The 26,146-nt window shown below is 36.1% G+C and carries 25 protein-coding genes; 14 read left to right on the top strand and 11 right to left on the bottom strand.

Translation table 11 applies throughout. The features are described from left to right. The first annotated feature begins 165 nt into the window (after positions 1-165). Positions 166-744, top strand: coding sequence for a sigma-70 family RNA polymerase sigma factor (locus tag FS802_RS03480; protein ID WP_000651110.1), 579 nt, complete (start codon positions 166-168; stop codon positions 742-744). Continuing rightward, positions 741-1,421, top strand: coding sequence for a DUF3600 domain-containing protein (locus FS802_RS03475; RefSeq protein WP_000050694.1), 681 nt, complete (start codon positions 741-743; stop codon positions 1,419-1,421). The genes FS802_RS03480 and FS802_RS03475 overlap by 4 nt, the downstream gene beginning before the upstream one ends. Positions 1,422-1,475: 54 nt before the next feature. Here the strand turns inward: FS802_RS03475 and FS802_RS03470 are convergent, their stop codons facing one another. The 4 genes from FS802_RS03470 to FS802_RS03450 form a co-directional block, all read right to left on the bottom strand. Then, positions 1,476-1,718, bottom strand: a complete 243-nt coding sequence (locus tag FS802_RS03470; protein ID WP_000766029.1) for a hypothetical protein — start codon at positions 1,716-1,718, stop codon at positions 1,476-1,478. A 310-nt stretch (positions 1,719-2,028) separates the two neighbouring features. Then, positions 2,029-2,463, bottom strand: coding sequence for a hypothetical protein (locus FS802_RS03460; protein ID WP_001174532.1), 435 nt, complete (start codon positions 2,461-2,463; stop codon positions 2,029-2,031). A gap of 85 nt (positions 2,464-2,548) precedes the next feature. Beyond that, positions 2,549-3,520: an MBL fold metallo-hydrolase gene (locus FS802_RS03455; protein WP_000754992.1), complete on the bottom strand. Its 972-nt coding sequence runs from the start codon at positions 3,518-3,520 to the stop codon at positions 2,549-2,551. 96 nt (positions 3,521-3,616) lie between these two features. Continuing rightward, positions 3,617-3,826, bottom strand: coding sequence for a DUF3925 domain-containing protein (locus FS802_RS03450; protein ID WP_000844986.1), 210 nt, complete (start codon positions 3,824-3,826; stop codon positions 3,617-3,619). Positions 3,827-4,049: 223 nt separating this feature from the next. On the opposite strand from FS802_RS03450, the gene bsaA reads away from it, so the two are divergent. Beyond that, positions 4,050-4,532 (top strand): glutathione peroxidase, encoded by a 483-nt coding sequence (gene bsaA, locus FS802_RS03445; protein WP_000158179.1) that lies wholly within the window; start codon positions 4,050-4,052, stop codon positions 4,530-4,532. An 83-nt stretch (positions 4,533-4,615) separates the two neighbouring features. On the opposite strand, the gene FS802_RS03440 is transcribed toward bsaA, so the two are convergent. From FS802_RS03440 to FS802_RS03420, 5 genes are all read right to left on the bottom strand, one after another. Beyond that, a complete protein-coding gene (locus tag FS802_RS03440; RefSeq protein WP_002096668.1) occupies positions 4,616-6,844 on the bottom strand; it encodes a transglutaminase TgpA family protein in 2,229 nt (742 codons plus the stop codon). Then, on the bottom strand, positions 6,841-8,055 hold the full coding sequence (locus FS802_RS03435) for a DUF58 domain-containing protein (protein ID WP_000821905.1): 1,215 nt from the start codon (positions 8,053-8,055) through the stop codon (positions 6,841-6,843). The genes FS802_RS03440 and FS802_RS03435 overlap by 4 nt, the downstream gene beginning before the upstream one ends. Beyond that, positions 8,055-9,017 (bottom strand): AAA family ATPase, encoded by a 963-nt coding sequence (locus tag FS802_RS03430; RefSeq protein WP_000553990.1) that lies wholly within the window; start codon positions 9,015-9,017, stop codon positions 8,055-8,057. The genes FS802_RS03435 and FS802_RS03430 overlap by 1 nt, the downstream gene beginning before the upstream one ends. Positions 9,018-9,412: 395 nt before the next feature. Then, on the bottom strand, positions 9,413-9,757 hold the full coding sequence (locus tag FS802_RS03425) for a hypothetical protein (protein ID WP_000877038.1): 345 nt from the start codon (positions 9,755-9,757) through the stop codon (positions 9,413-9,415). A gap of 117 nt (positions 9,758-9,874) precedes the next feature. Then, on the bottom strand, positions 9,875-10,375 hold the full coding sequence (locus FS802_RS03420) for a hypothetical protein (protein ID WP_000599747.1): 501 nt from the start codon (positions 10,373-10,375) through the stop codon (positions 9,875-9,877). 476 nt (positions 10,376-10,851) lie between these two features. On the opposite strand from FS802_RS03420, the gene FS802_RS03415 reads away from it, so the two are divergent. Genes FS802_RS03415 through narI form a run of 4 tightly spaced genes read left to right on the top strand, consistent with a single transcriptional unit; the run spans position 10,852 to position 17,257 of the window. Beyond that, positions 10,852-14,535, top strand: coding sequence for a nitrate reductase subunit alpha (locus tag FS802_RS03415; protein ID WP_000729056.1), 3,684 nt, complete (start codon positions 10,852-10,854; stop codon positions 14,533-14,535). Next, positions 14,525-16,000 carry a nitrate reductase subunit beta gene (gene narH / locus FS802_RS03410; RefSeq protein WP_000692675.1) on the top strand — a complete coding sequence of 492 codons (1,476 nt, stop codon included), beginning with the start codon at positions 14,525-14,527 and terminating at the stop codon, positions 15,998-16,000. Before FS802_RS03415 ends, narH begins: the two co-directional genes overlap by 11 nt. Positions 16,001-16,019: 19 nt before the next feature. Continuing rightward, positions 16,020-16,550, top strand: coding sequence for a nitrate reductase molybdenum cofactor assembly chaperone (narJ, locus tag FS802_RS03405; RefSeq protein ID WP_000814221.1), 531 nt, complete (start codon positions 16,020-16,022; stop codon positions 16,548-16,550). A 17-nt stretch (positions 16,551-16,567) separates the two neighbouring features. Continuing rightward, positions 16,568-17,257, top strand: a complete 690-nt coding sequence (gene narI / locus FS802_RS03400) for a respiratory nitrate reductase subunit gamma (RefSeq protein ID WP_000969205.1) — start codon at positions 16,568-16,570, stop codon at positions 17,255-17,257. Positions 17,258-17,350: 93 nt separating this feature from the next. On the opposite strand, the gene FS802_RS03395 is transcribed toward narI, so the two are convergent. Continuing rightward, positions 17,351-18,043, bottom strand: a complete 693-nt coding sequence (locus FS802_RS03395; RefSeq protein ID WP_000013864.1) for a Crp/Fnr family transcriptional regulator — start codon at positions 18,041-18,043, stop codon at positions 17,351-17,353. Positions 18,044-18,321: 278 nt separating this feature from the next. Here FS802_RS03395 and moaA point away from each other — a divergent pair, with 278 nt between their 5' ends. From moaA to narK, 6 genes are all read left to right on the top strand, one after another. Beyond that, positions 18,322-19,335 carry a GTP 3',8-cyclase MoaA gene (gene moaA / locus FS802_RS03390; RefSeq protein ID WP_000544619.1) on the top strand — a complete coding sequence of 338 codons (1,014 nt, stop codon included), beginning with the start codon at positions 18,322-18,324 and terminating at the stop codon, positions 19,333-19,335. A 17-nt stretch (positions 19,336-19,352) separates the two neighbouring features. After that, positions 19,353-20,366: a molybdopterin-synthase adenylyltransferase MoeB gene (locus tag FS802_RS03385; RefSeq protein ID WP_001158147.1), complete on the top strand. Its 1,014-nt coding sequence runs from the start codon at positions 19,353-19,355 to the stop codon at positions 20,364-20,366. Positions 20,367-20,408: 42 nt separating this feature from the next. Next, the gene (locus FS802_RS03380) at positions 20,409-21,698 is read left to right on the top strand and encodes a molybdopterin molybdotransferase MoeA (protein WP_000890794.1); all 1,290 of its coding nucleotides are present in this window, start codon (positions 20,409-20,411) and stop codon (positions 21,696-21,698) included. A gap of 44 nt (positions 21,699-21,742) precedes the next feature. Then, the gene (locus FS802_RS03375) at positions 21,743-22,213 is read left to right on the top strand and encodes a molybdenum cofactor biosynthesis protein MoaE (protein ID WP_000582103.1); all 471 of its coding nucleotides are present in this window, start codon (positions 21,743-21,745) and stop codon (positions 22,211-22,213) included. Then, positions 22,210-22,443, top strand: coding sequence for a molybdopterin converting factor subunit 1 (moaD, locus tag FS802_RS03370; protein WP_000573685.1), 234 nt, complete (start codon positions 22,210-22,212; stop codon positions 22,441-22,443). Before FS802_RS03375 ends, moaD begins: the two co-directional genes overlap by 4 nt. 80 nt (positions 22,444-22,523) lie before the next feature. Then, on the top strand, positions 22,524-23,693 hold the full coding sequence (narK, locus tag FS802_RS03365) for a nitrate transporter NarK (RefSeq protein WP_000678171.1): 1,170 nt from the start codon (positions 22,524-22,526) through the stop codon (positions 23,691-23,693). 286 nt (positions 23,694-23,979) lie between these two features. Here narK and FS802_RS03355 read toward each other — a convergent pair whose 3' ends face one another. After that, on the bottom strand, positions 23,980-25,335 hold the full coding sequence (locus FS802_RS03355) for an RNA-guided endonuclease TnpB family protein (RefSeq protein WP_070168731.1): 1,356 nt from the start codon (positions 25,333-25,335) through the stop codon (positions 23,980-23,982). Between the two features lie 574 nt (positions 25,336-25,909). Here FS802_RS03355 and FS802_RS03350 point away from each other — a divergent pair. After that, positions 25,910-26,107, top strand: a complete 198-nt coding sequence (locus FS802_RS03350; RefSeq protein WP_000737850.1) for a PspC domain-containing protein — start codon at positions 25,910-25,912, stop codon at positions 26,105-26,107. Positions 26,108-26,146 lie beyond the last annotated feature (39 nt).

Below are 26,146 nucleotides of genomic sequence, written 5' to 3'. Positions count from 1 at the left end.
CTTCATTAGAAATTGGAAAATTATATAATAGTTATGCAAGGTTATAAGTGAAGCTTATGAACTCATTGAATCATTATATTAATTTATATAAAAAATGTTTGAAAAAATCGAACGAAACATCAATTACTTGCCAATATATAGTGTATGACAAGGGAGGGAAGGTACATGAAGGATGAAACATTGTATTCAGATTTAATCCAATTAACTTTATCAGGCAATAAAGAAGCATATAGCGAATTGTACGATAAAACGATTCAAGAAGTATATAAAACAGCACATTTTTTAATAGAAGATAAAACGGATGTAGATGATATCGTTCAGGAAATATACATACAACTATATGAATCGCTTCGTAAATATGATGTCGAGAAGCCATTTCGTCCTTGGCTAATTGGACTTGCAATTAAACAAATTCATTCTTATAGAAGAAAGAGATGGATGCGACTGCGAATTGTAAAAAAAGCAGAAGAGCAAAGAAAACCAGTACAAATTGATTTTTCTAACGATGTTGTAAGTAAAATATCAAATCAAAAATTAATCGAACTCATTCATAAGTTACCGTATAAATTGAAACAAGTTATTATCTTAAGATACTTACACGATTACTCTCAAGAAGAAGTAGCACAAATATTACATATTCCAATCGGTACAGTTAAGTCTAGAATTCATGCGGCATTAAAGAAACTACGCCAAAAAGAACAAATAGAAGAAATCTTTTTAGGAGAGGTAGGGAATGTGAAATGAGCTTAGATTGTAGAGTTAGAGAATCTATACAAGAAGAAGCGAAGGGGATTGTTGCCCCGCCGGAGTTAAAAGAAAAAGTAATTGTTCAGATTAAAATGAATCGCAGGGGTAACAAAAGGAAGAAGCGACTTATTGCAGGAGTGCTTGCAGCAGTATTTTTAATCCCAACGACTGGTTTTGCTTACCAATCTATTATGGCGGATGGTATATACGGATCTTTTGAGAATTTAAAAAAACATGCTGGAGCAATGACATTAGAAGCGTATATGCGTTTTAATGCAAAATTATCAGAAGCGAAAGATGAAATGGGTGCGAAGGAATATGAAGAGTTTACAACAGAACTGAAGAAATTAACAAATGCAAAACTTGAGTACGGGGATTCGAACGGTAATATTGATTATGATCAATTATCACTAGGAAAAAGAGAAGAAATGAAAAATTTAAGTATGAGCCTTCAACCATACTTTGATAAATTAAATGGTCATAAATCTAGTAAAGAAGTATTAACACAAGAAGAGTTTGATCGCTATATGGAAGCTTTAATGACACATGAAATAGTACGAGTGAAGACTAAATCAACTGGTGGAATAAAAGTAGAAGATATACCTGAGGCGTACAAAGAAAGATTTATGAAAGCAGAGCAGTTTATGGAGTATGTAGATGAAAAGGTACGATAAATAAAAAAGCTCATAGCCTAAGCTGTGAGGTTTTCTTATTGAAACGTAAACATATTAACCACCTATTCCTTTTGCTAGCAATAAGAAATATACAAATACTAATATTACTGCATTTAATGCTGTACCAACTATTCCGAATAACCAATTTTTTGATGCGATCGCAAAAATAATTCCGAGTAATGAAAGTATACTGAGAATCGCAATAATTAAAGTTAAATTTGCATGAGGTCCTCTTAAAATAAAGAAAGAACATATACTTGCGAGAAACGTTAGAAACGAGAAAGTACCTAATTTCATAATAAGTCTCCCTTGTTTGAAATGTATTTTGACTTAGTGCACGACTTTCTTAAGTTTAACATAAATTTCCTATTACCGATTAAAAATATGAACAATAAAAAACGAGTATAAAATCTATGCGATTTCATACTCGTTTTGTTATTACATAAATTTCCTTACCGTATGTATAGCAACTCTTACAAGGAGTATTGCACTTATAAATAAACTACCATAACCAACGACACTTAAAAATTGAACATTAAGTTCTTTTGCATACAAGTCAGGGCATAATTATCTTGATTTGCTTAATAAAATAAAAGTGGGAAATCACTTAGTTATATTCCTTACTATGCTCCTTATCTTTTTGTATAAAACAATCTAAAAGGGAATAACCAGCTATTAAACTAATTATCGTAACAAAAGTTGTATTTATAAGAATAATATTTGCTAAATAAGGTAGGTACGCACCAACTGGTGAAAAGAGTAGAGCTGGAGAAAAGGAAATGAATAGCGTAGGCACAGTAATAGCGATAAATTTATCCGGTTGAAAGCGCCAGTTTTGTTTACTTGTTTCGCGATTAATGGATTGAAGAAATCGTAATAAAATGCCAACTATAAGAGGGAAGAGTGTAAAGTAGAATAATCTTGGATAAACGTTAAAATTCACCTGCGCATCTGTATCTAAATAAAATTGAATTTTCACTCCGACAAATAATAATAAGACGATAAATAATGTAAAGCAGAGGTATAGCATTACTTTTTGCATTGCATTCCACCATCCTTTACTCAAAATATATTCAAAGAAAAAAGAGATATACAATAACTACTGTTGTATATCTCTTCTTTTACGGTTATTTAATAGTGGGGTTTGCTTTTTCTTGCTTCGTGAAATAATCTATAATGCCCATCGCACTAATTTCTATATCTAGATGTAAAATGTTATAAACGGAATGATCTGATGGAACGTTTAACTTTGTGAGGTGAGAAGAGATCTTATCCATTAATATAGTTTGTAAAGCTTTAGTCGCTTCATCGAAATCATTATACTGTTCAAAGACCTCTTTACCAGTATGAACGAAAATAGGTAACCAATGTTCAAGCTGGTTATATACTTCTGTAACATTGGATGATGCACCGTAATGACCGAAATAAATAGTATCTACATTCATACTTTGAATGTGATTCTTAGAAGCAATCATCGCATCTGGTTGGAATTGTGAAGGGGACGTTGATGGTAAATATAGTTCTACACCAAGGTCTGCGAGTTCTCTATAGTAAATTCCTATTGTATCGCCAGTAAAAATGCCATTTGTTAATGAATCGTGAATGCTAATATGGTGCTTAGCATGTCCCGGTGTATCATAAAACGTCAGGATGCGGTCTTTTGCAATCTGTAATGTATCACCATTTTGTACAATATGAACACGTTCTTCTTCTATAGGAAGAATTGGATCAAATAGTTTATCGAAATCTTCTTTGTATACAGCTTTTGCGCCTAAAATGAGTTTTGTTGGATCAATCATATGACGAGCACCGCGAGAATGCACATATAAAGTAGCATTTGGACACTTTTCCATCATTAAACCAGCAGCCCCGGCGTGATCTAAATGAACATGTGTAACGATAATGTTTTTAACTTCGTTTAAATCAATATGTAATTGTTGTAAGCCGTCTAAAATATACGGAAGAGAAGGGGCTGCACAAGTTTCAATTAAAGTAATATCGTCACCTAATAAAACGTACGTACCAGTTCGTTCATTATGTTGTAAATCAAAATCATCAATAAGATATAGGTGAGAAGATAATTGCTCTACTTTTTTCATCATTACCACTCCTTATTTACTGCATGTTTCTATTATACGCTAAAATAGAAAAAAGGCAGAAAACGAAAGCTCGTCTTCTGCCCTTTTAAAGTGTTATTATTTCGTTTGTTCTTTATTGATAGACATAACAAACAGCCCAACAATGCCGCCAACTAATGGAAGCATAATCTCTCCTGCTAAATTAAAGTAGGAGCTTAAGAATAAACCATTTACATCGATTACCCAGCCAGTAACATACAATAACATCATATATAGTACGAAATAAAACTCGCGATTTGAAATCGTTTCATGTTGTGCAGTTTTCATAATGGACACCATCCTTTTCTTTTATAATGGAATATAAACTGTCACATTTTGTTCACATTTCAATTGTAAAACTTTCCATCATAAAAGTCTAGTAGTCTGTGTCGAATTTTCGAACAAAAACAAAGCGCTATCATTTCAGCTTATAAGTACGTAAAAAGAGCTGTATATTCACGAATGTAGTATAGTATAAACATGGAATGATAGTGAAGAGAGGGGCAGGACAATGACAATTTATGATTTTTCAGCTAAAACGATAACAGGAGAAGATAAATCGTTAAAAGATTACGAAGGAAAAGCACTTCTTATTGTAAATGTAGCTAGCAAATGTGGTTTTACACCACAATATAAAGGATTACAAGAAGTATATGATAAATATAAAGACCAAGGACTAGAAATACTCGGTTTCCCTTGTAACCAATTCGGAGGACAAGAACCAGGTACAGAAGCAGATATTACTAGTTTTTGTGAATTAAACTATGGTGTGAATTTCCCGATGTTTGCAAAGATTGATGTGAAAGGTGATAAGGCTCATCCCCTGTATACATACATGACAGAACAAGCACCAGGTTTACTCGGTATGAAAGCAGTGAAATGGAACTTTACGAAGTTTTTAATTGGAAAAGACGGGAAAGTAGTAGGGCGTTTTGCGCCGCAGACGAAGCCGGTGGATTTAGAGGTTGAGATTGAGAAGGTACTTGGAGAATAACTAGAAGTTTCACTTTATTAAAAAACGCCTCAAAGAACAATGTAGTTCTTTGAGGCGTTTTCTTTCAACTCACATTATCAAGATTAAATCGCTGAATGGAAGTCATTTGATTTAGGCGGAGAGGCTGCTTTTTTCATAAGAATTTCCCATATGTGTACGGATTTCTTCCATTCTGCTGCGGCCTGTCCCTTTTGATACATAGCGTTCTCATAACTGAAAGTAAGTTGTTGCATATGAGCCGAGTTGTAAAGTGTATCAATGTGGAGAGCATATTCTCGGAATGTTTGACTTTCCCCTCGCGGTATACCAATTCTGCCAAATTGTTTTAAAAGTGCACCGTAAGCTTTGCTATAAACAGCATCATCTTTTCGGTATTTGTAGAAAAGAATAATAAAAAATGTAATCCATTTCATTCTAGTGGTGAAGAGAATGTATCCGATGATACTAATTGGTATCGTAGAGAGGAATACGTACCACCAAGAAAGTCCATTTTTAGAATTTGTAAGCTTTTTAGTAGGAGCGTCTTCTGTATCTTCAATTAAACTTTTGAGCTTTGCTTCATTGTTTCTTTGGTGCATTTGCGCATTTTGAGAATTAGTTTCTTCGCTATTTTGTGTAGTAGGAGCAGGAGTATTATTTGTGAAATTATAGGGATTGGTAAATCCTTTTGTTGGTTCGAATGGAATCCATCCGTATCCTGGGAAATATACTTCGACCCAAGAGTGTGCGTTATCGTTCGCGATTTTATATACATCCTCACCTTCTGCACCAACTAGTGTGTTATCAAGAGTTCCTTCTGTATAACCTTTTACCCATCGAGCAGGAATCCCAGCAGAACGAAGTAACACGATCATAGATGTCGAAAAATTATTACAGTAGCCGCTTTTTGTATCAAAAAGGAATTGATCAACATAATCTTGATTTTTGGCAGGGAACAACACATTCATTGTTTCATATACGAAAGAATGGTCGGTGAAGTAATTTTCAATAGCTAATACTTTATCATATCGGTTGTTTTTATCATTTGTTAGATTAATAGCTAAGTCTCTTACTCGCTGCGGTAATGATTCGGGAAGTTGCGTGTACTTTGTCATGAAATAAGGATTTGTTTCTTGACCTTCATTCGTTTTTACAGCTTTCAAGTTTTCTATGGAAAACTCCGGGACCCCATATGTTACTTTATATGAATGTAAAGTAGTAGAAGAACCTCCGTCCATCGTATAGATTTTTTCAGAAAATGGGTCAACGCTGTATGATACATCTGAGGAAGCCTCAACTGAGATTAACCCTGCTGGATAGGTAAGGTGAGGATAACTTTTTTGCATGTTGATTGTTGCCTTTGTTGTCTCCGTTTTTGTATTTTGTTCGTACCAGCTCACGACGTCGTTTTTACTTTTAAAAGAAATCTTTTTTTGATTTTCAGAAACTTCCCAGCCTTTTCCTGTATAAAAATCTTTCGTTTCGACTCTCCAATATTGTTTGTTTTGCGTTTGTGCTGTGAAAACAATTGTAGGATCAGCCTTAAAAGGACCACCTAATCTCGAGTCATCTAAACCATACCCAATTTTAGAAACTTCTTGCTTCTTACTTGCTTCGGATGTGTTGAATTTTAAAAAATCCATTGGGTTTGGCCATTGAGGACCAAATTTTGGAGCAAAGTATGCGATAGTTGCTGAAAATACAATAAATATTGTAAGAGATTTAAGTAATTTTGAGATTTCTCTAGCATAATTTTGAAAGTGTTCCATCTCTTTTATTCGTTCTATGCGGAGAAGACTAAGCATAAAAAAGCCGATGACAACAGTACGAATAATAGCGTAGTTTGCATGATATAAATGTAAGTTATGAAAAACGGTGATATAAATAATAGTCAATATAAGAAATAACAGCCCACGTTTTTTATGAATCATCCAAAAAGAGATGAAAGCACTCAAAAACCAAAAGGATAAAAAAAATAAAAGTGTTGGAAAAACTGGAGAAACATCTTGCAAATTCCCCTGAAATAACAAGGAGGCATTTCGAGAAATATCAGTAAAAAATTTCATTAGCCAAGATGGATTTATAAAAGTGTTTTTATAATATAGGAAATGAATGATGAATAAAATTGTGACGATCTTTATTGGAATCTGCCACCTTGTTTGAAAAAAAGAGAGCGTGAAGCAAATCCCTATAAATATTATGAAAATATCTAATCTACCTACGTTTGTAATACCTATAAGGGGCCTTAGCCATTCTAGTAAAAGTAGAAATGCGCATGCATGCATGAAAAATCTAGTCATATCCAATTGTTTTTTTACCTGTAATGTTATCATTTGCTCACCTCAAAAAACACGTTTGTATACTGGTTTCCATAAACCACATTTACAAATATTTTTCGTTTTTGTAGAGTTTCTAGAATACTGAGTTCTCGGTGTGAGAGTTGATTTGCTTTTTCTTTTACGACAAACACCATTAATCTTCTATTTTTTATAGCAGCAAAGTCAGCCGCCTTTTGAATATCGGGAGAAAGATCGCTTGTCACGAGTATAATCGTGACGGGCTCATAAATTTTTCTTAATTCCATTTCTACACTCCGGGAGAGTGGGAATACACTATCTGCTTGTACCTTCGCTAAATGACAAAAGATTTGATGTAACTGACTATCTCCATTGTCTAAAGGGAAAAAAGTTCGTTCTTTTCCGACAGATACGAATGACGCCGGTGAATTTTGCTTCAAGACAGACCTGACAATAGAGGCAGTAAATGTGACGACTGATTCGAATAGAGGGGATGGGGTTCTGTCCATGAATATCATAATATTATGGCTGCGCTGTTGTTCAAACTCTTTCGTCATAATGTTGTTTGTTCGTGCAGTTGCTTTCCAATCAATCCATGAAAAGCGGTCACCAGGTTTATAGTCTCTCACACCGACAGAAATGGTAGAGTCTTTTACTAAATTTATATTTGCTGAAAGTGCTCCTTGTTCGAAATGATTTTCCATTTGTCGATATGTTATATCTACATACTGAGGGTAGACTAAAAATGTATCTGGAACTGAAAAAGTTACTTCTTTCTCCATCATACCGAATAAATCACCAGTTTTGACACGTACGCTTGAAAAAGTGTGCTCTCCTCTAGGTATTGTGTCAATTGCATATTGAAACGAAATATTTCGTTTCAATCCTGGAAAGAGTATTACTTTATTCATCTTCGTTTGTTTACAATTTGTAAATTGTGATGGCAGCACATCTTCTATAATTAAATACAGTAAGGGAAAAGGAAAACTTCTTTTTAGTGTAATCGTACTTAAAAAGGGTTCTCCTGCTACATATTCGTCTTGATTTGTTGTTCGTTTTACCTCGGCGTTCCGTAAAGCATAGAAGGGAAGCAGTAGTGAATAAAGGCCAATAGGAATCATACTGTAAAACAAAAACCAACTTACAAATCCTCCTTGAAGCATAGCGTATACAAATGTTAAGACTAGGCATAACGGAATGAGTGATAACTTAGTAAAATGATAGAGTGCTCGTAGTATCCGTTTCATCAAAGGTTCATCTTCCTTTGAGTAGGTACGGTAGTTCGCGCAACTATTTTTGCGATAACTTGTTCTCCTGTAATTCCTTCAAATTTTGCCTCCATTTTTAGAATGAGTCTGTGAGCTAACACGTAGGGGGCTAAAAATTTAACATCGTCTGGAATAACATAATTTCTACCATGGATAAATGCATAAGCTTGTGAAGCTTTCATTAAAGCAATCGAGCCACGTGGACTTGCACCAAGCTGTATAGAACTATAAGAACGAGTCTGGCTAACAAGCTTTACAATGTAATGCTTGATTGCTTTGTCCATGCTTATTTCCCGTACGCTCTGTTGTAAATAAAGTAATTCTTCTATTGTTGTAATAGCTTGTAAATGGGAGAGGGGATTTGTTTTTTCCATCCTGTTTAAAATTTCAAACTCTTCTTCTGGTGTAGGATATCCCATTTTTAGTTTCAATAAGAAACGATCGAGCTGTGCTTCTGGCAAAGGATATGTTCCCTCATATTCGACCGGATTTTGTGTAGCCATTACAAAGAACGGTTTTGGTAACGGTCTTGTCATGCCATCTATTGTAATATTGCCTTCTTCCATACTTTCAAGTAAGGCAGATTGTGTTTTTGGAGATGTACGATTAATTTCATCAGCAAGTATAAAATTCCCCATGATTGGTCCAGGCTTGAACTCAAATTGGAGCTCTTTCGGATTATAAATAGAAACTCCTGTTACATCTGACGGCAGTAAATCAGGTGTAAATTGAATGCGCTTGTAATCAGCATCAATGGATTTAGAAAGAGCACGTACTAACATTGTTTTCCCAACGCCAGGCACATCTTCTAATAGTACATGACCTTCAGCTAAGAGCGCTGTCAAAGCTAAGATCGTTTCTTTTCGTTTTCCGACCATTAACTTTTCAATATTGTTAATTATTTTTTCTATAATGGGATGTAATGAATCAAGCTGGTGCATCGTAATCCTCCTAATGTTATTATCGTTTGCTAATCTATTTAGTGGAAAATAGTATGTATCCATCTAATTGCGGGAATTAAAGATTTTATCTTTAATTCTAAGAATATTCAGATTATTTATTCTGATTACATCTAGTATAATTGTTTCCGTAACTAAGGGCAATATGGTAAATAATGATTTCTCGTTTTATGTGAAATACGTTTTGATATAGAATAGTATCGTCGGTAAAAGTAGAAGAGGGGAAGGACAGGAAAGATTGACCTCAATGAGCAAAATAAATAGCGTAGGAAACCCTACGCGTAAAGTTTGGAACATATATTAATACGCCTTGTGATTAAAATGTATATGAATAAAATAAAGTCGGCTTCACATGAAGAGACCATCTATTTAAATTATTACACTCCGTTATCTTTTTTATATTCTTTTCGTTTATTTAACCAAATATGAATCAATTCTACCAATTTCATTGTTTCAATCTCACAATATTCGCCTTTACCATCTTCGGCTAAATTGTCTAACACAGTAGTTATATCGTTCCGGATTTCTAAACCGCAAATGTTGCCATTCACTACTACATAATTTTTTTCTCCGTTTAAAACACTATGTATTTCTTCTAAAATCCAATCTCCAAAAGCTGAAACTTCAATTCCTAAAAAAGTTTCAACAAGTTTTATTTCTTGAGGAAGTCTCATAACTAAATCACTACTGTTAAGTACTTCAAAACTATATGGATATTTCATGACTATTTTACTCCTTTATTTCTGGCTTTAGTGATTCTATTTACTTCTCTATTAATTTCATAAGCTCTATTAAGGTAATAAATTCTTATACAATCATTACTCTTGTCTTACTTACATTTATAGTAAAAGTAGATTATTATTAAACTTATTTATCCAATATCTCTCTGATGTAGGTATGAGTTCAGTGAAATCTTCATATGTACCAATCCAATCTTTTGGAACATAGTTTTCGTATGATGCCGGTTCTGGAAACATTGAATATAGTATTTTATTATCAAAGTTAATTAATAAGACTGGACTATAATCTAATAGATCTTCTCCTGCATTCTTCCTTTTAATATTTTCAAGTAGTAAATAATTTAATTCTTCTTTAGTTGTTTTATATTGATTAATCCTTACTAAAAATACTTCTACATTTTCATGATCTAATACTTTTATTCCATTTCTTTCTTCCGTTTCATCATTATCTTCAATGCTTATACCTATATTTTTATATGCTTGATCTAATTTATTATAATCTAAAAACCATAGTTCTTTATCTGTTACATACCATCTAAACTCATTTTTATATATGACGGCTACTATAATGTTTTCGGCATAAAGCGGTTCTAATATCATAATCTACTCCTTTTATTATTATCTTAATATCCTGCCATTCTGGTGTTTTCTTCTCTTCATTCAATCCAAGTTGCTGGCAAATCATATGGATTTCCTGGCGTTTTTTGTTCAACTATTTTCAGGATATTTACCCTTAGTATGGTGGATTGAAAGTATTGTATTTTCATTTATAAGCTCATCTAACGATTTAGGCATATCAAATTTAACTATTCCTAAATTATTTCCTCTATTATATAAGAAATTTTTTGCACGCTCATTATAATCTGTACTTCATCTTAAACTTTGCTAGAAGTAAGGAAGTAATTTAACAGTTAGTGAAGGATGTGAACCCTCCACAATGATTAGATTTTCACTTTTTTATATTTGTTCCGTAATTTTTGACAATCTCTTGAACTGTGCGAAATGTCACATCTGTATTTTACAACCTCTCTTATAGTAAGGGTATGTAAGAGAGACGTATTAAAGGAGTGAACAGTATGAAGAAGAAACCTTCAGCACTAATGAGACGTTTAAAATATTTTTCACCAATAGATCGTTATAACGATAATCATACACAAGAAACATATGAAGATCGCGAATGGGAGAATGTGTACAGAAAGCGTTGGCAGCATGATAAAGTAATTCGTTCTACACACGGCGTGAACTGTACTGGTTCATGTAGTTGGAATATATATGTGAAGGATGGAATTGTAACTTGGGAAGGGCAGGAGCTTAACTATCCGACTACAGGTCCTGATATGCCTGATTTTGAACCACGAGGATGCCCACGTGGAGCAAGTTTTTCTTGGTATATTTACAGTCCACTTCGTGTGAAATATCCGTATGTACGTGGTGTTCTTTGGAATATGTGGCAAGAAGAATTACAAAATAACGAGTCACCATTAGACGCTTGGAAAAGCATTGTGGAAAACCCTGAGAAGGCACGTACGTATAAGCAGGCGCGTGGTAAAGGGGGATTCATTCGTGCGAATTGGAATGAAGTGTTACAACTCGTTTCAGCTTCTTTACTATACACAGTAATGAAATACGGTCCAGATCGAAATGTTGGTTTCTCACCAATTCCAGCTATGTCGATGTTAAGTCATGCAGCGGGTAGCCGCTTTATGCAACTTATGGGTGGACCGATGCTTAGCTTCTATGATTGGTACGCAGATTTACCACCAGCTTCTCCGCAAATTTGGGGCGATCAAACAGATGTACCAGAGAGTAGTGACTGGTATAACTCCGGATACATTATGACATGGGGTTCAAATGTACCGATGACGAGAACACCAGATGCTCACTTTTTAGCAGAGGTTCGATATAAAGGAACGAAAGTCGTTTCTGTAAGTCCTGACTTCGCTGAGTCAACAAAGTTTGCGGACGACTGGATTAGTGTGAAACAAGGTACAGACGGTGCACTTGCGATGGCAATGGGGCACGTGATCTTACAAGAATTTTACGTAGATAATCAAGTGGAATACTTCACAAAGTATGCGAAACAATATACTGATTTTCCTTTCTTCGTCACATTGAAACAAAAAGGAGATCAATACGTTGCTGATCGTTTCTTAAACGCTTCTGATGTTGGACGTGAAACGAAGTTAGGAGAATGGAAACCTGTACTTTGGAACGAGAATACGAATGATTTTGCAACACCTCACGGCACAATGGGGTCACGTTGGGATAACGAAAAGAAATGGAACTTACGTTTAGAAGACGAAGAAACAGGTGAAAAGATTGATCCACGTCTTTCTTTACTTGGAATGGAGGATAGTGTTCAAACTGTACAAATTCCGTACTTCTCTGATGATGGAAATACAATATTAGAACGTACAATTCCAGTGAAAAAAGTTATGACAGAAGAAGGAGAAGTGTTCGTTACAACTGTATACGATTTAACGTTAGCAAATTATGGTGTGAACCGAGGGCTTGGCGGGCAAGAGCCGAAAGACTTCAATGATGACGTACCGTTTACACCTGCATGGCAAGAGAAAATGACAGGAGTAAAACGTGAGCTTATTATTCAAATCGCTCGTGAGTTCGCACAAAATGCTGTTGATACGAATGGTCGCTCAATGATTATTGTCGGAGCGGGTATTAACCATTGGTTTAACTCTGATACGATTTATCGCGCCGTTTTAAATCTTGTTCTTCTCGTTGGGGCACAAGGTGTAAACGGCGGTGGTTGGGCGCATTATGTTGGTCAAGAAAAATTAAGACCAGCAGAAGGATGGCAAACAATCGCGATGGCAAAAGATTGGCAAGGGCCACCAAAATTACAAAACGGTACATCTTTCTTCTATTTCGTAACAGATCAATGGCGCTATGAAGATACACCAGTTGGACATTTAGCATCACCAGTGGAAGGCAACTCTCGTTATCAACATCACGGTGATTACAACGTATTAGCAGCGCGACTTGGCTGGTTACCTTCGTATCCGACATTCGAGAAAAATGGGATTGAATTATATAAAGAAGCTGTTGCTTCTGGTGCAACAACGCAAGAAGAAATCGGAAAATACGTTGCACAAAAATTAAAAGATAAAGAACTGAAATTTGCGATTGAAGATCCTGATAATAAAAATAACTTCCCGCGCAACTTATTCGTATGGCGTGCAAACTTAATTTCAAGTTCTGGTAAAGGACACGAATATTTCTTAAAACATTTATTAGGTACAACGAACGGATTAATGAATGACGATAGTGATTCGTTACGACCAGAAGAAATTAAGTGGCATGAAGAAGCACCAGAAGGGAAGTTAGATTTACTCATTAATTTAGATTTCCGTATGGCTGGAACAGCGCTTTATTCTGATATCGTCTTACCTGCTTCAACTTGGTATGAAAAGCATGATTTAAGTAGTACAGATATGCATCCATTTGTACATCCATTTAATCCAGCAATCGGTTCACCGTGGGAAGCACGCTCTGACTGGGACATTTTCACTTCTCTTTCTAAAGCTGTGTCTGATTTAGCGAAGAAAATAGATCTTGAACCAATGAAAGAAGTTGTTGCAACACCACTTCTTCACGATACACCACAAGAATTAGCGCAACCACTTGGCAAGATTAAAGATTGGAGCAAAGGTGAGTGTGAACCGATCCCAGGTAAAACGATGCCACAAATTCATGTTGTCGAAAGGGATTATAAAACGATTTATGACAAAATGACTGCGCTAGGACCAAATACCGGAAAACAGCCAATTGGTACGAAAGGGATTTCTTGGTCTGCGGAAAAAGAATATGAGCAATTAAAGAGCCGATTAGGAGTCGTTCGAACGGATTCTATTGCGAAAGGTTGCCCAGACATAAAAGAAGCAATTAATGCTGCTGAAGCGGTATTAACACTTTCTTCTACAACAAACGGTCATATGGCTGTAAAAGCATGGGAAGCACTTGAAAAACAAACGGATTTAAAACTACGTGATTTAGCAGAAGAACGTGAAGAAGAATGCTTCACATTCGAACAAATTACAGCGCAGCCGAAAACAGTAATTACTTCTCCAGCATTTACAGGTTCAGAAAAAGGTGGACGCCGTTATTCACCATTTACTACAAATGTAGAACGTCTCATTCCTTGGAGAACGATAACTGGTCGACAATCTTTCTATTTAGATCATGACATGATGAAAGAATTTGGTGAAACGATGGCAACATTTAAACCAATTCTGCAACATAAGCCGTTCCGTAAATCACGGCCTGAAGTAGAAGGGAAAGAAATTACTTTAAACTATTTAACACCACATAATAAGTGGTCAATTCATAGTATGTATTTCGATTCATTACCGATGTTAACGCTATTTAGAGGTGGTCCAACTGTTTGGATGAATAAAGAGGACGCTGCAGAAGCTGGCGTTGCAGATAATGATTGGATTGAGTGCTTTAACCGTAACGGAGTTGTTGTAGCACGTGCTGTTGTAACGCACCGTATACCAAGGGGAATGGCATTTATGCACCATGCACAAGATCGTCACATTAACGTGCCTGGTACGAAATTAACAAGCACCCGCGGAGGAACGCATAATAGTCCAACCCGTATTCATGTGAAACCGACACATATGATTGGTGGATATGGCCAATTAAGCTACGGATTTAACTATTATGGTCCAACAGGGAACCAGCGTGACTTAAACGTTGTAATTCGCAAACTGAAGGAGGTAGATTGGCTTGAAGATTAAAGCACAAGTCGGAATGGTAATGAACCTAGATAAATGCATCGGCTGCCATACTTGTAGTGTAACGTGCAAAAACACCTGGACAAATCGTCCAGGTGCTGAATATATGTACTTCAATAACGTAGAAACGAAACCGGGAATTGGTTATCCGAAGCAATGGGAAGATCAGGAGAAATATAAAGGCGGCTGGGAATTGAAAAATGGTGAAATTCAACTGAAATCCGGTTCAAAAATGAAGCGCCTTATGAATATTTTCCACAATCCAGATCAACCAACAATTGATGATTACTTTGAACCTTGGAACTATGATTATGAAACGTTAACAAATAGTCCACAGCGTAAGCATCAGCCAGTTGCTCGTCCGAAATCAGCAATTACAGGTGAATTTATCGACAAAATTGAATGGGGTCCAAACTGGGAAGATGATTTAGCTGGCGGACATATAACAGGATTGCAAGACCCGAACGTAAAGAAAATGGAAGAAGAAATTAAAACGGATTTTGAAAATGTCTTTATGATGTATTTACCGCGCATATGCGAACACTGTATGAATCCATCTTGTGTATCTTCGTGTCCATCGGGTGCGATGTATAAACGTGAAGAAGATGGGATTGTCCTTGTAGATCAAAATGCATGTCGTGCTTGGAGATTTTGCGTATCTTCTTGTCCGTATAAAAAAGTGTATTTTAACTGGCAAACAAATAAAGCTGAAAAATGCACAATGTGCTTCCCGCGTATTGAAGCGGGTATGCCAACAATTTGTTCGGAAACATGTGTAGGACGTATTCGATATATTGGGGTAATGCTATATGACGCTGACAAAGTAAAAGAAGCGGCGTCTGTTGAAGATGAAAAAGATTTATATGAATCTCAGCTTACTGTTTTCCTCGATCCAAATGATCCAGAAGTAGCAGCTGAAGCGAAAAAACAAGGGATTCCTGAAGAATGGATTAAAGCGGCACAACAGTCACCAATCTATAAAATGATTATCGATTGGAAAATCGCTCTACCTCTTCATCCAGAGTATCGTACAATGCCAATGGTTTGGTATATCCCGCCGCTTAGCCCAATTATGAACATGGTGGAGGGGAAAGGTAGTAACTGGCAAGCAGAAGAGATTTTCCCTACTATTGATAATATGCGTATTCCAATTCAATATTTAGCAAATTTACTCACTGCAGGAGATGAATCACATATTCGACTTACATTGAAAAAAATGGCTGTTATGCGAACACATATGAGAGCATTGCAAATTAATAAAGAACCAAATGAATCGGTATTAAAAGAACTTGGCTTAACGAAACAGGATGTAGAAGATATGTATCGTCTTCTTGCTATCGCGAAATATAAAGATCGCTTCGTCATCCCGACATCTCACCGCGAGCAAGTTGCAGATTTATATAACGAACAAGGAAGCTGTGGTTTATCTTTCACAGGTGGCCCAGGCTCTTGCACGACAATTTCTTAAATAATGGGGGCGGAAAAATATGAAACAAAGTTTACAAACTGCTTTTTCATGTTCTTCATTCCTTCTTTCCTATCCGGAACTCGGGTGGAGAGAAGCTTTAACTGAATTGCAAGAAGAGATTGAAGCGATTGAACAGGAAGACGTTAAAGCATCACTTACAGCATTTATAAAGCAAGCGCTGGATAAAATGGATGATCAATTAATTGACTGTTACGTATATACATTTGATTTTGGTAAAAAGACAAATATGTATTTAACTTATATGAACACCGGCGAACAAAGAGAAAGAGGTATTGAATTACTAGAGTTAAAGCAGCATTATAAAAAATCTGGTTTTGAAGTAACAGATAAAGAACTACCTGATTATTTACCGTTATTACTCGAGTTTTTTGCAAATGCAAATGAGCAAGACAGTGAACCAATTATGAGTAAATACAAGGAGAACATACAAGCATTACACGTACAGTTAAAAGAAGCAGGTAGTATGTATGAACCGATTCTTGCGGCTGTTCTACTCGCTATCGATACATGGGGTGTACAGACAAATTAGAAAGGAGAGTTGTCAAAATGATGGATCAATTTCTATGGGTATTGTTTCCCTATATCATTTTTGCGATCTTTATCGGTGGACATATTTTCAGATACAACTATGATCAATTTGGATGGACATCAAAATCTAGTGAACTATTAGAAAAGAAAATGCTACGAATTGGAAGTCTATTATTCCACTTTGGGATCATGTTCGTAATTGGCGGTCATGTTATGGGGATTTTAATTCCAGAGGCTGTATATCGTTCAATAGGTATTTCGGAGCATATGTATCACATAATAGCAATTAGTTTCGGACTTCCGGCAGGTATTGCTTCTATCATCGGTTTAATTATATTAACGTACCGCCGTGTAACAGTAAAACGCATCATTGCAACGAGTACAAAGGGAGATTATATTGCGCTTATTTTATTACTTATCGTAATGCTAGCAGGACTTTCTTCAACTTTTTTAAACATCGACTCAAAAGGGTTTGATTATCGTACAACGATCGGTCCTTGGTTCCGAAGTCTCTTTATTTTCCAACCGAAAGTCGAATATATGATGGAAGTGCCTGTATGGTTTAAAATTCATATTCTTGCAGGGATGGGGCTTTTCGCAGTATGGCCATTTACTAGACTGGTACATGTTTTTAGTGCCCCAATTAAATACTTAAGCCGTAGTTATGTGATTTACAGAAGACGTATTCCAAATGAATTGAAAAAATGATTTAGTTTTATATGTTTAGTAGTTTATAAGGAAAGCCGAGATCTAATTGGAGACCTCGGCTTTCCTTATAGGTATAAGTATCTAAATAAGATGCTAATCAATACTACAAACAGAGGTAGAGCAATCTTCACATGCAATTTCACATTTTAAAAATTGTAAATCGTGGATTGTAATCTTTCCTTTATGAATAGAAATTGTGCCTTGCTTTTTTAATTCATTTAACATTCGATTTACACTTTCACGTGAAGTTGCACAGAAATTAGCAAGTTCTTGATTCGTTAATGGTAAATCGATGAGAATACCATTTTCCTTTAACACACCATAACTATTTGTCATTCGTATGAGAGTAGAATACAAGGCACCTTTTTTGCCGTGTAATACTAAATCTCGGAACTTCGTTTGCATTCTTCTTAAATGTTCACTAATCCATTTCATAAATTCAAATACAAGTGCGGGTTTTTGGAGTAATGCTTTTTCTAAGGTTTCACGCTTTATTACTCCTACTTCAACATCTTCAAGGCATTTTGAATTTAATAAATACTTCGCATTGTCCGTGAATAATGTTAATTCTCCAATAATGTCGTATGCCGAACAAATACGGAGTGTTAATTCTTGCCCGTCAGCACTTAGTTTACTAATTTGTACTTTTCCAGAGTGGATGATATAGAGTTCTGTTGCTTCCATACCTTCTTGAAAAATAAAACTCCCCTTTTTAATCTGCATTTTATATTCAACAGATGCAAGTAATTCCTTTAAATCTTGAGATAATGTCATACTGTTTGCCACAGCAATCACCTTTCTTCTTATAAGCAATACATTTCCTATTTTGAGTGTAAATATGCTGAAAATGCAAGAGCTATTTTAAAAATAAAGTGAAATTTCAATGACCGTAAGGAGGAGAGACTGAAGATGTGAACAAAATTCGAACGGATTTGTGAAGATTTTTTGAATGGGGAAAGTGATGTGAGAAATGTCACATTGAATATGTCGCTTCTTTTTTATAATGAAAGCAAATAAAAAAACGAAAACTTACTAAGGATTTGAGCAGAAAAGAAGGGATATAGATGCACGAGAAAATGAAAGATTCTTTAGAACGGCCACTTCAAGATTTACGTATTTCAGTTATTGATCGTTGTAATTTCAGGTGCACATATTGTATGCCCGCTGAAGTGTTCGGACCTGATTACGCTTTTTTACAAGAAGAGTTATTATTAACGTTCGATGAAATAGAAAGATTAGCAAGATTGTTTATAAGTATGGGAGTCAATAAAATTAGGCTTACTGGCGGCGAACCGTTATTGCGTAAAGACTTACCGAAGTTAATCGCAAGGCTTGCAAAGTTAGAAGGCTTAAAGGATATTGGGCTCACAACAAACGGTATTCATTTAGCAAAACAAGCTAAGGCGTTAAAAGACGCGGGATTAAAACGTGTAAATATTAGTTTAGATGCAATAGAGGATCACGTCTTCAAAAAAATAAATGGCCGAAATGTAAGCACAAAACCTGTATTAAAAGGAATTGAAGCAGCGAAGGCAGCTGGATTAGAAGTAAAGGTAAATATGGTCGTAAAAAAAGGAATGAATGATAGTCAAATTCTTCCTATGGCTCAGTATTTTAAAGAACAAGAAATACAGTTACGTTTCATTGAGTTTATGGATGTTGGCAGTACGAACGGATGGAACTTTGAACAAGTTATTACGAAGGAACAATTAATAGAGAAGATTAATCGCGTATATCCGATTGAGCCTGTTCAACCTCGTTACTTTGGAGAAGTTGCGAAATTGTATCGATATGTAGGGAGCGATGCCGAAGTTGGACTTATTACTTCAGTATCTGAGTCATTTTGTTCTTCTTGTACGAGAGCTCGTATTTCGGCAGACGGCAAGTTTTATACGTGCTTATTTGGAGAAAAAGGAACGGATTTGCGAACGCTTCTTCGAGAAAATATTTCGGATGCCTCACTATTAAAAATTTTACAACATACATGGCGATATAGAACAGATCGATATTCAGATGAAAGAACGACGGAAAGTACAAATAAACGTCCAAAAGTTGAAATGTCTTACATTGGCGGATAGTGAAAGGAGGATCCTCTATGCAAGAGCGATATTCAAGGCAAGTATTGTTTTCTGGAATTGGTGAAATGGGACAAAGCAAAATAAGAGAAAAGCAAGTGCTCCTAATCGGTGCGGGTGCACTAGGAGCTGCAAATGCGGAAGCGCTCGTTAGGATGGGAATTGGGAAATTGACAATTGCCGATCGTGACTACGTCGAATGGAGTAATTTACAGCGGCAACAGTTATATACAGAAGAAGATGCAAAGCAGTCTAAACCGAAAGCAATTGCAGCGGCAGAACATGTAAGAAAGATTAATTCTGAAGTGGAAATTGTACCAGTTGTAACGGATGTCACAATGCAAGAAATAGAAGAGTTAACAAAAGAAGTAGATCTCATATTAGATGCGACTGACAATTTTGATACGCGCCTACTTATAAATGACATCTCACAAAAAGAAAATATACCTTGGATATACGGTGGATGCATTGGAAGTTACGGTGTAACGTATACAATTCTTCCTGGGAAAACACCATGTTTTCGCTGTCTAATGGATCATCCTATGGGCGGTGCAACATGCGATACAGCCGGAATTATTCAGCCAGCTGTACAGATGGTTGTTGCTCACCAAGTGACAGAGGCGATGAAAATATTGGTGGATGATTATGAGTCGCTAAGAGGAACGATGTTATCATTTGATATTTGGAACAATCAATATCTCTCATTAAAAGTAAATAGACAGAAAAAAACTACATGTCCATCTTGTGGGAAATCACGAACGTATCCAAGTCTAGCATTTGAAGCGCAGATGAAAACGGAAGTGCTATGCGGACGGAATACGGTTCAAATCCGTTCAGGAATAAAGAGAAATCTTAATTTAAACGAAATTCAAAAACGATTACAAAAAAGTGTACATGTCCAAAAAACGCCTTACTTACTATCATTTCTAATTGATGAATATCGTTTCGTGTTATTTACAGACGGTAGAGCATTTATTCATGGAACAAATGATGTGAAAATAGCAAAACGATTATACGCAAAATATATAGGATGAACAGAAAGAGCGTTGCCCCTTATTAAAACGAGGTGAAAAAGAATGTTAGAAAAACGTATACCAATTCCGGTGGCAGAAGCAGTGGCACGTGTAATGAAATACGCTCATCAAGGTGAAATAGAAGAGGTTTCTCTTATAGAAAGTTACGGAAGAATTCTTGGAGAAGATGTTATTGCAGATCATGATGTCCCTCATTTTGATCGCTCTCCATACGACGGGTTTGCGATTCGAGCAGAAGATACAAAAGAAGCAAGTAGCAGTAATCCCATTCTGTTTGAAGTGATTGGTGAAATTGGAGCCGGTTTTGTTTTTACAGAAGAAGTGAAAGCATTTCAAGCTGTCCGTATTATGACCGGAGCCGCAATTCCAAAAGGGTGTAATGCGGTTGTTATGTTAGAGCTAACGGAAGGATTTGAAGAAAAAGAAAAGACGTATATGAAATTAAAACGCTCCTTCGCCGCCGGTGATAACATTTCTTTTAAAGGTGAAGATGTAAAACAAAATACCATCCTTGTGAAAAAAGGGACTGTTATTAACCCTGGAGTAGTGGCGCTTCTTTCTACGTTTGGTTATAGTACCGTTTACGTTGTAAAACAGCCGGTTATCGGAATTGTAACGACAGGAAGTGAACTGCTTGAAGTACATGAACAATTAAAGCCAGGGAAGATTCGAAATAGTAACTCCTATATGATAGCTGCTCAAGTTGAACGAGCGGGCGGAGTTGTACAGTATTATGGACAATTCGCTGACGATTTTGAGACGTGTTATAACACTGTGAAAAAAGCGATAAAAGAAGTCGATATTTTAATTACAACTGGTGGCGTTTCGGTAGGAGACTATGACTATTTACCTGCTATTTATGAGAGATTACGAGCTAATGTGCTTTTCAACAAAATAGCGATGCGACCGGGAAGTGTGACAACTGTAGCTGAGCTAGAAGGAAAACTATTATTTGGTCTATCTGGTAATCCTTCAGCTTGTTATGTCGGTTGTGAATTATATGTTCGGCCAGCCATTGGAACATATTTGCATAGAAAAGATTCGCACGTATATCGTGCAGAGGCAATATTACAGAAAGACTTTCTGAAAGCAAACCCATTTACTCGTTTTGTACGAGGGAAAGTGGAAATTGTAGATGGAACATTGCAAGCTACACCAGTTGGTTTAGACAAATCTAGTGCAATTTCTTCACTTGCAGAGGCGAATGCATGTATAGTCCTGCCGGGAGGAACGAGAGGATTTGAAGCAGGAATAACTGTTTCGGTACTGTTATTAGAATCAAGCGCCGGAAGTGAGTGGCCGTGGGAAGAACCACTTCGATCATACAAATAATAGAAAAATAGGTTGCTAACTTATACAAAGATAAGAGGTGCAAGATGATACATACGTATTATGAAGTAATTGATACACCTATTTCAATTGAAGAAGTTACAAACAAAGTAATTCGTCGTGAATGTGGCGCAGTTGCAACTTTCATTGGTACTGTCAGAGAATTTACGAAAGGGCGTCGTACACTATATTTAGAGTATGTAGCTTATAAGACAATGGCGGAGAAACAGCTTAAGAGAATTGGCACCGAAGTAGGAGAGAAGTGGCCTGGGACAAATGTCGCCATTACACATCGCATTGGTACATTACAAATTTCTGATCTTGCTGTTGTCGTCGCTGTTTCTACACCACATCGGAAAGCTGCCTATGAGGCGAACGAATATATTATGGAGCGTATAAAACAAATTGTTCCAATATGGAAGAAAGAGTTTTGGGAAGATGGTGAGTCATGGATAGGTGATCAGTTAGAGAAGGTAGCGTATGTAAATGGTGAGCCTAGAAAGGAGATGAGAATATGATTGAAGTACTATTATTTGCACATTTACAAGAAGAAGTAAGTAAGTCAGCATTACACATAGATTGTGAAAATATTACGGTTGCTGAACTAAAGGAAGTCCTTATTACGAAATACAACGTAGCAATTTCAAGTGAGATAATGGTCGCTATCAATGAAGAGTATGCAAATGAGGATGATATCATTCAAACTGGCGATGTCATAGCAATGATTCCGCCAGTAAGTGGTGGTTGATTCTTTTCAGCCTAATCATGTTAGGACGTGATTAGGCTGGAGGGAATGAATATAACTATGCATACATAGGAGGGAACAGGATGAAAGGTCCTAATTTTCAATTAAGTTTACAAACTTCTAATCTAGTTATCGGTTTTATGGTATGGGTTATTTTATCATCATTAATGCCTTATATTAAAGCGGATATTCCATTAACTGCGGGACAAATTTCTATGGTAACAGCAGTACCGGTTATTTTAGGTTCTGTTCTTCGCATTCCAATTGGTTATTGGACAAATCGTTTCGGAGCAAGAAAATTATTCTTTATTAGTTTTATTCTATTATTATTTCCTGTCTTTTATATTAGTGTTGCCAATTCAATGATGGATTTAATTATTGGTGGCTTATTCGTCGGAATCGGTGGGGCCGTATTCTCCGTAGGGGTAACTTCTTTACCGAAATACTTTCCGAAAGAGAGTCACGGTTTTGTAAATGGTATTTACGGTGTCGGTAACGCCGGAACAGCAATTACTTCGTTTTTAGCACCTGTCATTGCAACTTCAGTTGGCTGGAGAACGACAGTACAGTGTTATTTAGTTTTACTTGCAGCATTTGCACTTATGAACTTTTTATTAGGTGATCGTAAGGAGAAAAAGGTGAATACACCATTAATGGAACAAATAAAAGGTGTATATAAAAATGAAAAACTTTGGTTTTTATGTATCTTTTACTTTTTAACATTCGGATCATTTGTCGCATTTACAGTATACTTACCAAACTTTTTAGTATCTCATTTCGGATTAGAAAAAGTAGATGCAGGTATGCGGACAGCCGGATTCATCGTATTAGCAACAATGATGCGTCCGATTGGTGGTTGGCTTGGTGATAAGTTTAACCCGTTTAAAATATTAATCTTCGTATTTATCGGTTTAACACTTTCAGGTATTATTTTATCATTTATGCCTAGTATGAACGTGTATACATTTGGTTGCCTACTAGTCGCATTTTGCGCAGGTATTGGTAATGGTACAATCTTCAAACTCGTTCCAATGTACTTCTCAGAACAAGCTGGTATTGTAAATGGACTCGTTTCAGCTTTAGGCGGACTAGGAGGGTTCTTCCCACCCCTAATTTTAACTTTACTATTCCAACTAACAGGTCATTATGCAATTGGATTTATGGCATTATCAGAAGTCGCACTTGCTTGTTTAATCATTACAGTATGGATGTATAGTCAAGAGAAGCTGTTAGTGATGTTAAAGAATCATTAGTCAACTACCCCCACTGAGATGAAGCGTTTCAGTGGGGGCTTGAGTTAGAAAGCTAGGTCTTTTCATCTATCGCTAGACATTTGACGCTCTAGCATTCATGCCACCTTACCGTAACACCCCAAGTATGTTTTTGGTTGGTACTGGCAACGAACGATTGTTTTCCCACTTGCACCACCCTTTCGAAAAAGAGCAGTTCTTCCTTATGGAAGAAGCCACCACTCAGATGAATCCGGCGTGTACTACAAGCCCCGACAAGTCGAGTACACATAGATGGTTGACGCACCCACTAAGCTATGCGCGAAGCAACAGCCTTACGTTTTTGTACTTCTAATAGAATCGGTGTTTTCACTTTAAGACTTTCATCCAATTCTACAACTCTTGATTTTTTCAATGTATTCAGCGCACCATTAATATCAGCATGGATACATGTTCCTGCTTTACTTTTGTACAGACCACGGGTGATTCGTTTGCCACTAAAGCGATAATAAGTTTTATCATCCTTAGACCAAACTGGAACCGGATCTTTATCAAGAAAACTAGCTTTAGAAGTATAGCTTTCTTCTTGTTTTAAAAATCGTATCCCTTCTTTTATACATTTATTCTCAATCGCTGCAATCAGTTCATGAAACGGGATTTGAACAAACGTTTGATTATTCTTTTTCCCCATATCAGATCTTTGTTTCCAACCAACGTTATAGCCTACGACAATCGTATCTATGCCAAATGCTTTCACTTTTTTGAACAACAGGCCTACAGTTTGTGAAATGTAACCATTTATTTGTCGTTCGCGTTTATGCCAAAGTGCAGCCGTTTGATTCGTTACAACACGTTTCGAAAGTCCATTTTCTATATTTTTCTGTTGGAGATTACGTATCATTTTGTTGAAGTACTGGTTAATGGATTTTAGTTTTTTTCCAGCAATTAAAAATGTATCACCTGTATTTGTCACGCAACTTACTAATCTATCTACACCTAAATCGCAACTCAAAGCGTTACTAGTGGTCGCTGATTGTTTCTTCATTTGAGAGACGTGCATCTCATATGTATAATGCACCTCAAAGAACCGACCTTTTTGCTTCGGTACAATCTCAATGTAGGAGATTTTTTTATTTCTTACGTTTTTAGGCATACGTATTTTAATGGAACCGAATTTTTTTCTGAATGCAACACTCATCGGAATCATCCAATATCCGTTATCATCCACTTTTGGAACTTGATAGATTTCAATGATTCGTTTGTCAGTTGGACGAGAATAATTCGGAAACTTAGGACGACCTGTGAACTTCTCAGGATTTTTCTTCCATTTTTCCATCGCTTTAAAAAAGCTCTTTACTTCTGCATATAAGGCTCTACGAATTGCTTGAACAGAGTTTGATTGAATGCCCCAGTAGTTCATATCGGCTTGCATGGCAGTATCCACTTCTTTTACAGTAGCCATTTTATTATGGTTCAAATAACTTTGTTTCATCGTGTACAACCCAACATTTCGCAATGCTTTTGAACTATGTGACATGCGTTGCAGTAAGCGGAATTCTTTGGCAGTCAGGCAAGCTCGTCCGATATTTTGTTTCTGCGTAAAACGTTGCATAGTTTCTCTTTTCTTTTGTTTACGTAATACTTTCACTGCTTTCTTCCTAGTCATAGTTTTCACCACCTTTCTTAGAAAGTTCATTAAAATTATTTTTTTGACAAATCAATATTTGGAACGGAACAAAATGTGAACATAGTCTGCATCGCAATTCCTATTGGCTCAAGTAACAAAAGGATTATGATTATCCAATTTCGTTGTCTTACGATCTATTCCCTCCTTATCTAAGGGCAGATTGTATCGTAAGACAAAAAGAAACAAAAGTGTTTGGTCTACCTACTGATAGCAATTCATCTCCACCTGATTTGTTGGGTTTCACCCGTAACACACATCAGATGGAGTCTTCTTGCCGAAAAGGATAAAGAAAAAGAACCATCCTAAAGTAATCTAGGATGGTTCTTTTAGTAATAGGCTTCAATATGTTATATTGCTATCTTAACAAATGCTTGTTTTCTAAAATAATGTGGTATTAAAATGAAAACCAGAAGTTTTATGGGATTTTATGTTAAAATATAGATATCAGATGTTATTCAATTAAAGGGTAGGTTAGTTAAAGAAAGTTTAAATTTCTTCCAAAGATCGAACTAATTTTTAACATACAAATATTTAATTGGATCGGGGTGTTTAGATGAAAAAGTTATATAAGTCCACTCAAGATAAACAAGTATCAGGTGTGTTAGGTGGCTTAAGCGACAAGTATGAAATTGATGTAAGTATTCTTCGCATAGTAACTGCATTATCAGCTTTTTTTACTAGTGGATTTACAGTGTTACTTTATATAATTGCTGCAATTGTTTTGCCTACAGATAAAGAAATTAAGCGATAAATGTATGAAATTAAATCGAATTCCACAATGGGGAACTTT

It is taken from the genome of Bacillus sp. DE0042 (assembly GCF_007680225.1).
GTDB lineage: Bacteria > Bacillota > Bacilli > Bacillales > Bacillaceae_G > Bacillus_A > Bacillus_A wiedmannii.
The sequence above is the reverse complement of the archived record's forward strand: the minus strand, read 5'-3'. Positions and strand labels throughout refer to the sequence as shown.

Coding starts and splice junctions, on each gene's coding strand:
- FS802_RS03480 (WP_000651110.1), top strand. CDS start 166: ATGAAGGATGAAACATTGTATTCAGATTTAATCCAATTAACTTTATCA.
- FS802_RS03475 (WP_000050694.1), top strand. CDS start 741: ATGAGCTTAGATTGTAGAGTTAGAGAATCTATACAAGAAGAAGCGAAG.
- FS802_RS03470 (WP_000766029.1), bottom strand. CDS start 1,718: ATGAAATTAGGTACTTTCTCGTTTCTAACGTTTCTCGCAAGTATATGT.
- FS802_RS03460 (WP_001174532.1), bottom strand. CDS start 2,463: ATGCAAAAAGTAATGCTATACCTCTGCTTTACATTATTTATCGTCTTA.
- FS802_RS03455 (WP_000754992.1), bottom strand. CDS start 3,520: ATGAAAAAAGTAGAGCAATTATCTTCTCACCTATATCTTATTGATGAT.
- FS802_RS03450 (WP_000844986.1), bottom strand. CDS start 3,826: ATGAAAACTGCACAACATGAAACGATTTCAAATCGCGAGTTTTATTTC.
- bsaA (WP_000158179.1), top strand. CDS start 4,050: ATGACAATTTATGATTTTTCAGCTAAAACGATAACAGGAGAAGATAAA.
- FS802_RS03440 (WP_002096668.1), bottom strand. CDS start 6,844: ATGATAACATTACAGGTAAAAAAACAATTGGATATGACTAGATTTTTC.
- FS802_RS03435 (WP_000821905.1), bottom strand. CDS start 8,055: ATGAAACGGATACTACGAGCACTCTATCATTTTACTAAGTTATCACTC.
- FS802_RS03430 (WP_000553990.1), bottom strand. CDS start 9,017: ATGCACCAGCTTGATTCATTACATCCCATTATAGAAAAAATAATTAAC.
- FS802_RS03425 (WP_000877038.1), bottom strand. CDS start 9,757: ATGAAATATCCATATAGTTTTGAAGTACTTAACAGTAGTGATTTAGTT.
- FS802_RS03420 (WP_000599747.1), bottom strand. CDS start 10,375: ATGATATTAGAACCGCTTTATGCCGAAAACATTATAGTAGCCGTCATA.
- FS802_RS03415 (WP_000729056.1), top strand. CDS start 10,852: ATGAAGAAGAAACCTTCAGCACTAATGAGACGTTTAAAATATTTTTCA.
- narJ (WP_000814221.1), top strand. CDS start 16,020: ATGAAACAAAGTTTACAAACTGCTTTTTCATGTTCTTCATTCCTTCTT.
- narI (WP_000969205.1), top strand. CDS start 16,568: ATGATGGATCAATTTCTATGGGTATTGTTTCCCTATATCATTTTTGCG.
- moaA (WP_000544619.1), top strand. CDS start 18,322: ATGCACGAGAAAATGAAAGATTCTTTAGAACGGCCACTTCAAGATTTA.
- FS802_RS03385 (WP_001158147.1), top strand. CDS start 19,353: ATGCAAGAGCGATATTCAAGGCAAGTATTGTTTTCTGGAATTGGTGAA.
- FS802_RS03380 (WP_000890794.1), top strand. CDS start 20,409: ATGTTAGAAAAACGTATACCAATTCCGGTGGCAGAAGCAGTGGCACGT.
- FS802_RS03375 (WP_000582103.1), top strand. CDS start 21,743: ATGATACATACGTATTATGAAGTAATTGATACACCTATTTCAATTGAA.
- moaD (WP_000573685.1), top strand. CDS start 22,210: ATGATTGAAGTACTATTATTTGCACATTTACAAGAAGAAGTAAGTAAG.
- narK (WP_000678171.1), top strand. CDS start 22,524: ATGAAAGGTCCTAATTTTCAATTAAGTTTACAAACTTCTAATCTAGTT.
- FS802_RS03355 (WP_070168731.1), bottom strand. CDS start 25,335: ATGACTAGGAAGAAAGCAGTGAAAGTATTACGTAAACAAAAGAAAAGA.
- FS802_RS03350 (WP_000737850.1), top strand. CDS start 25,910: ATGAAAAAGTTATATAAGTCCACTCAAGATAAACAAGTATCAGGTGTG.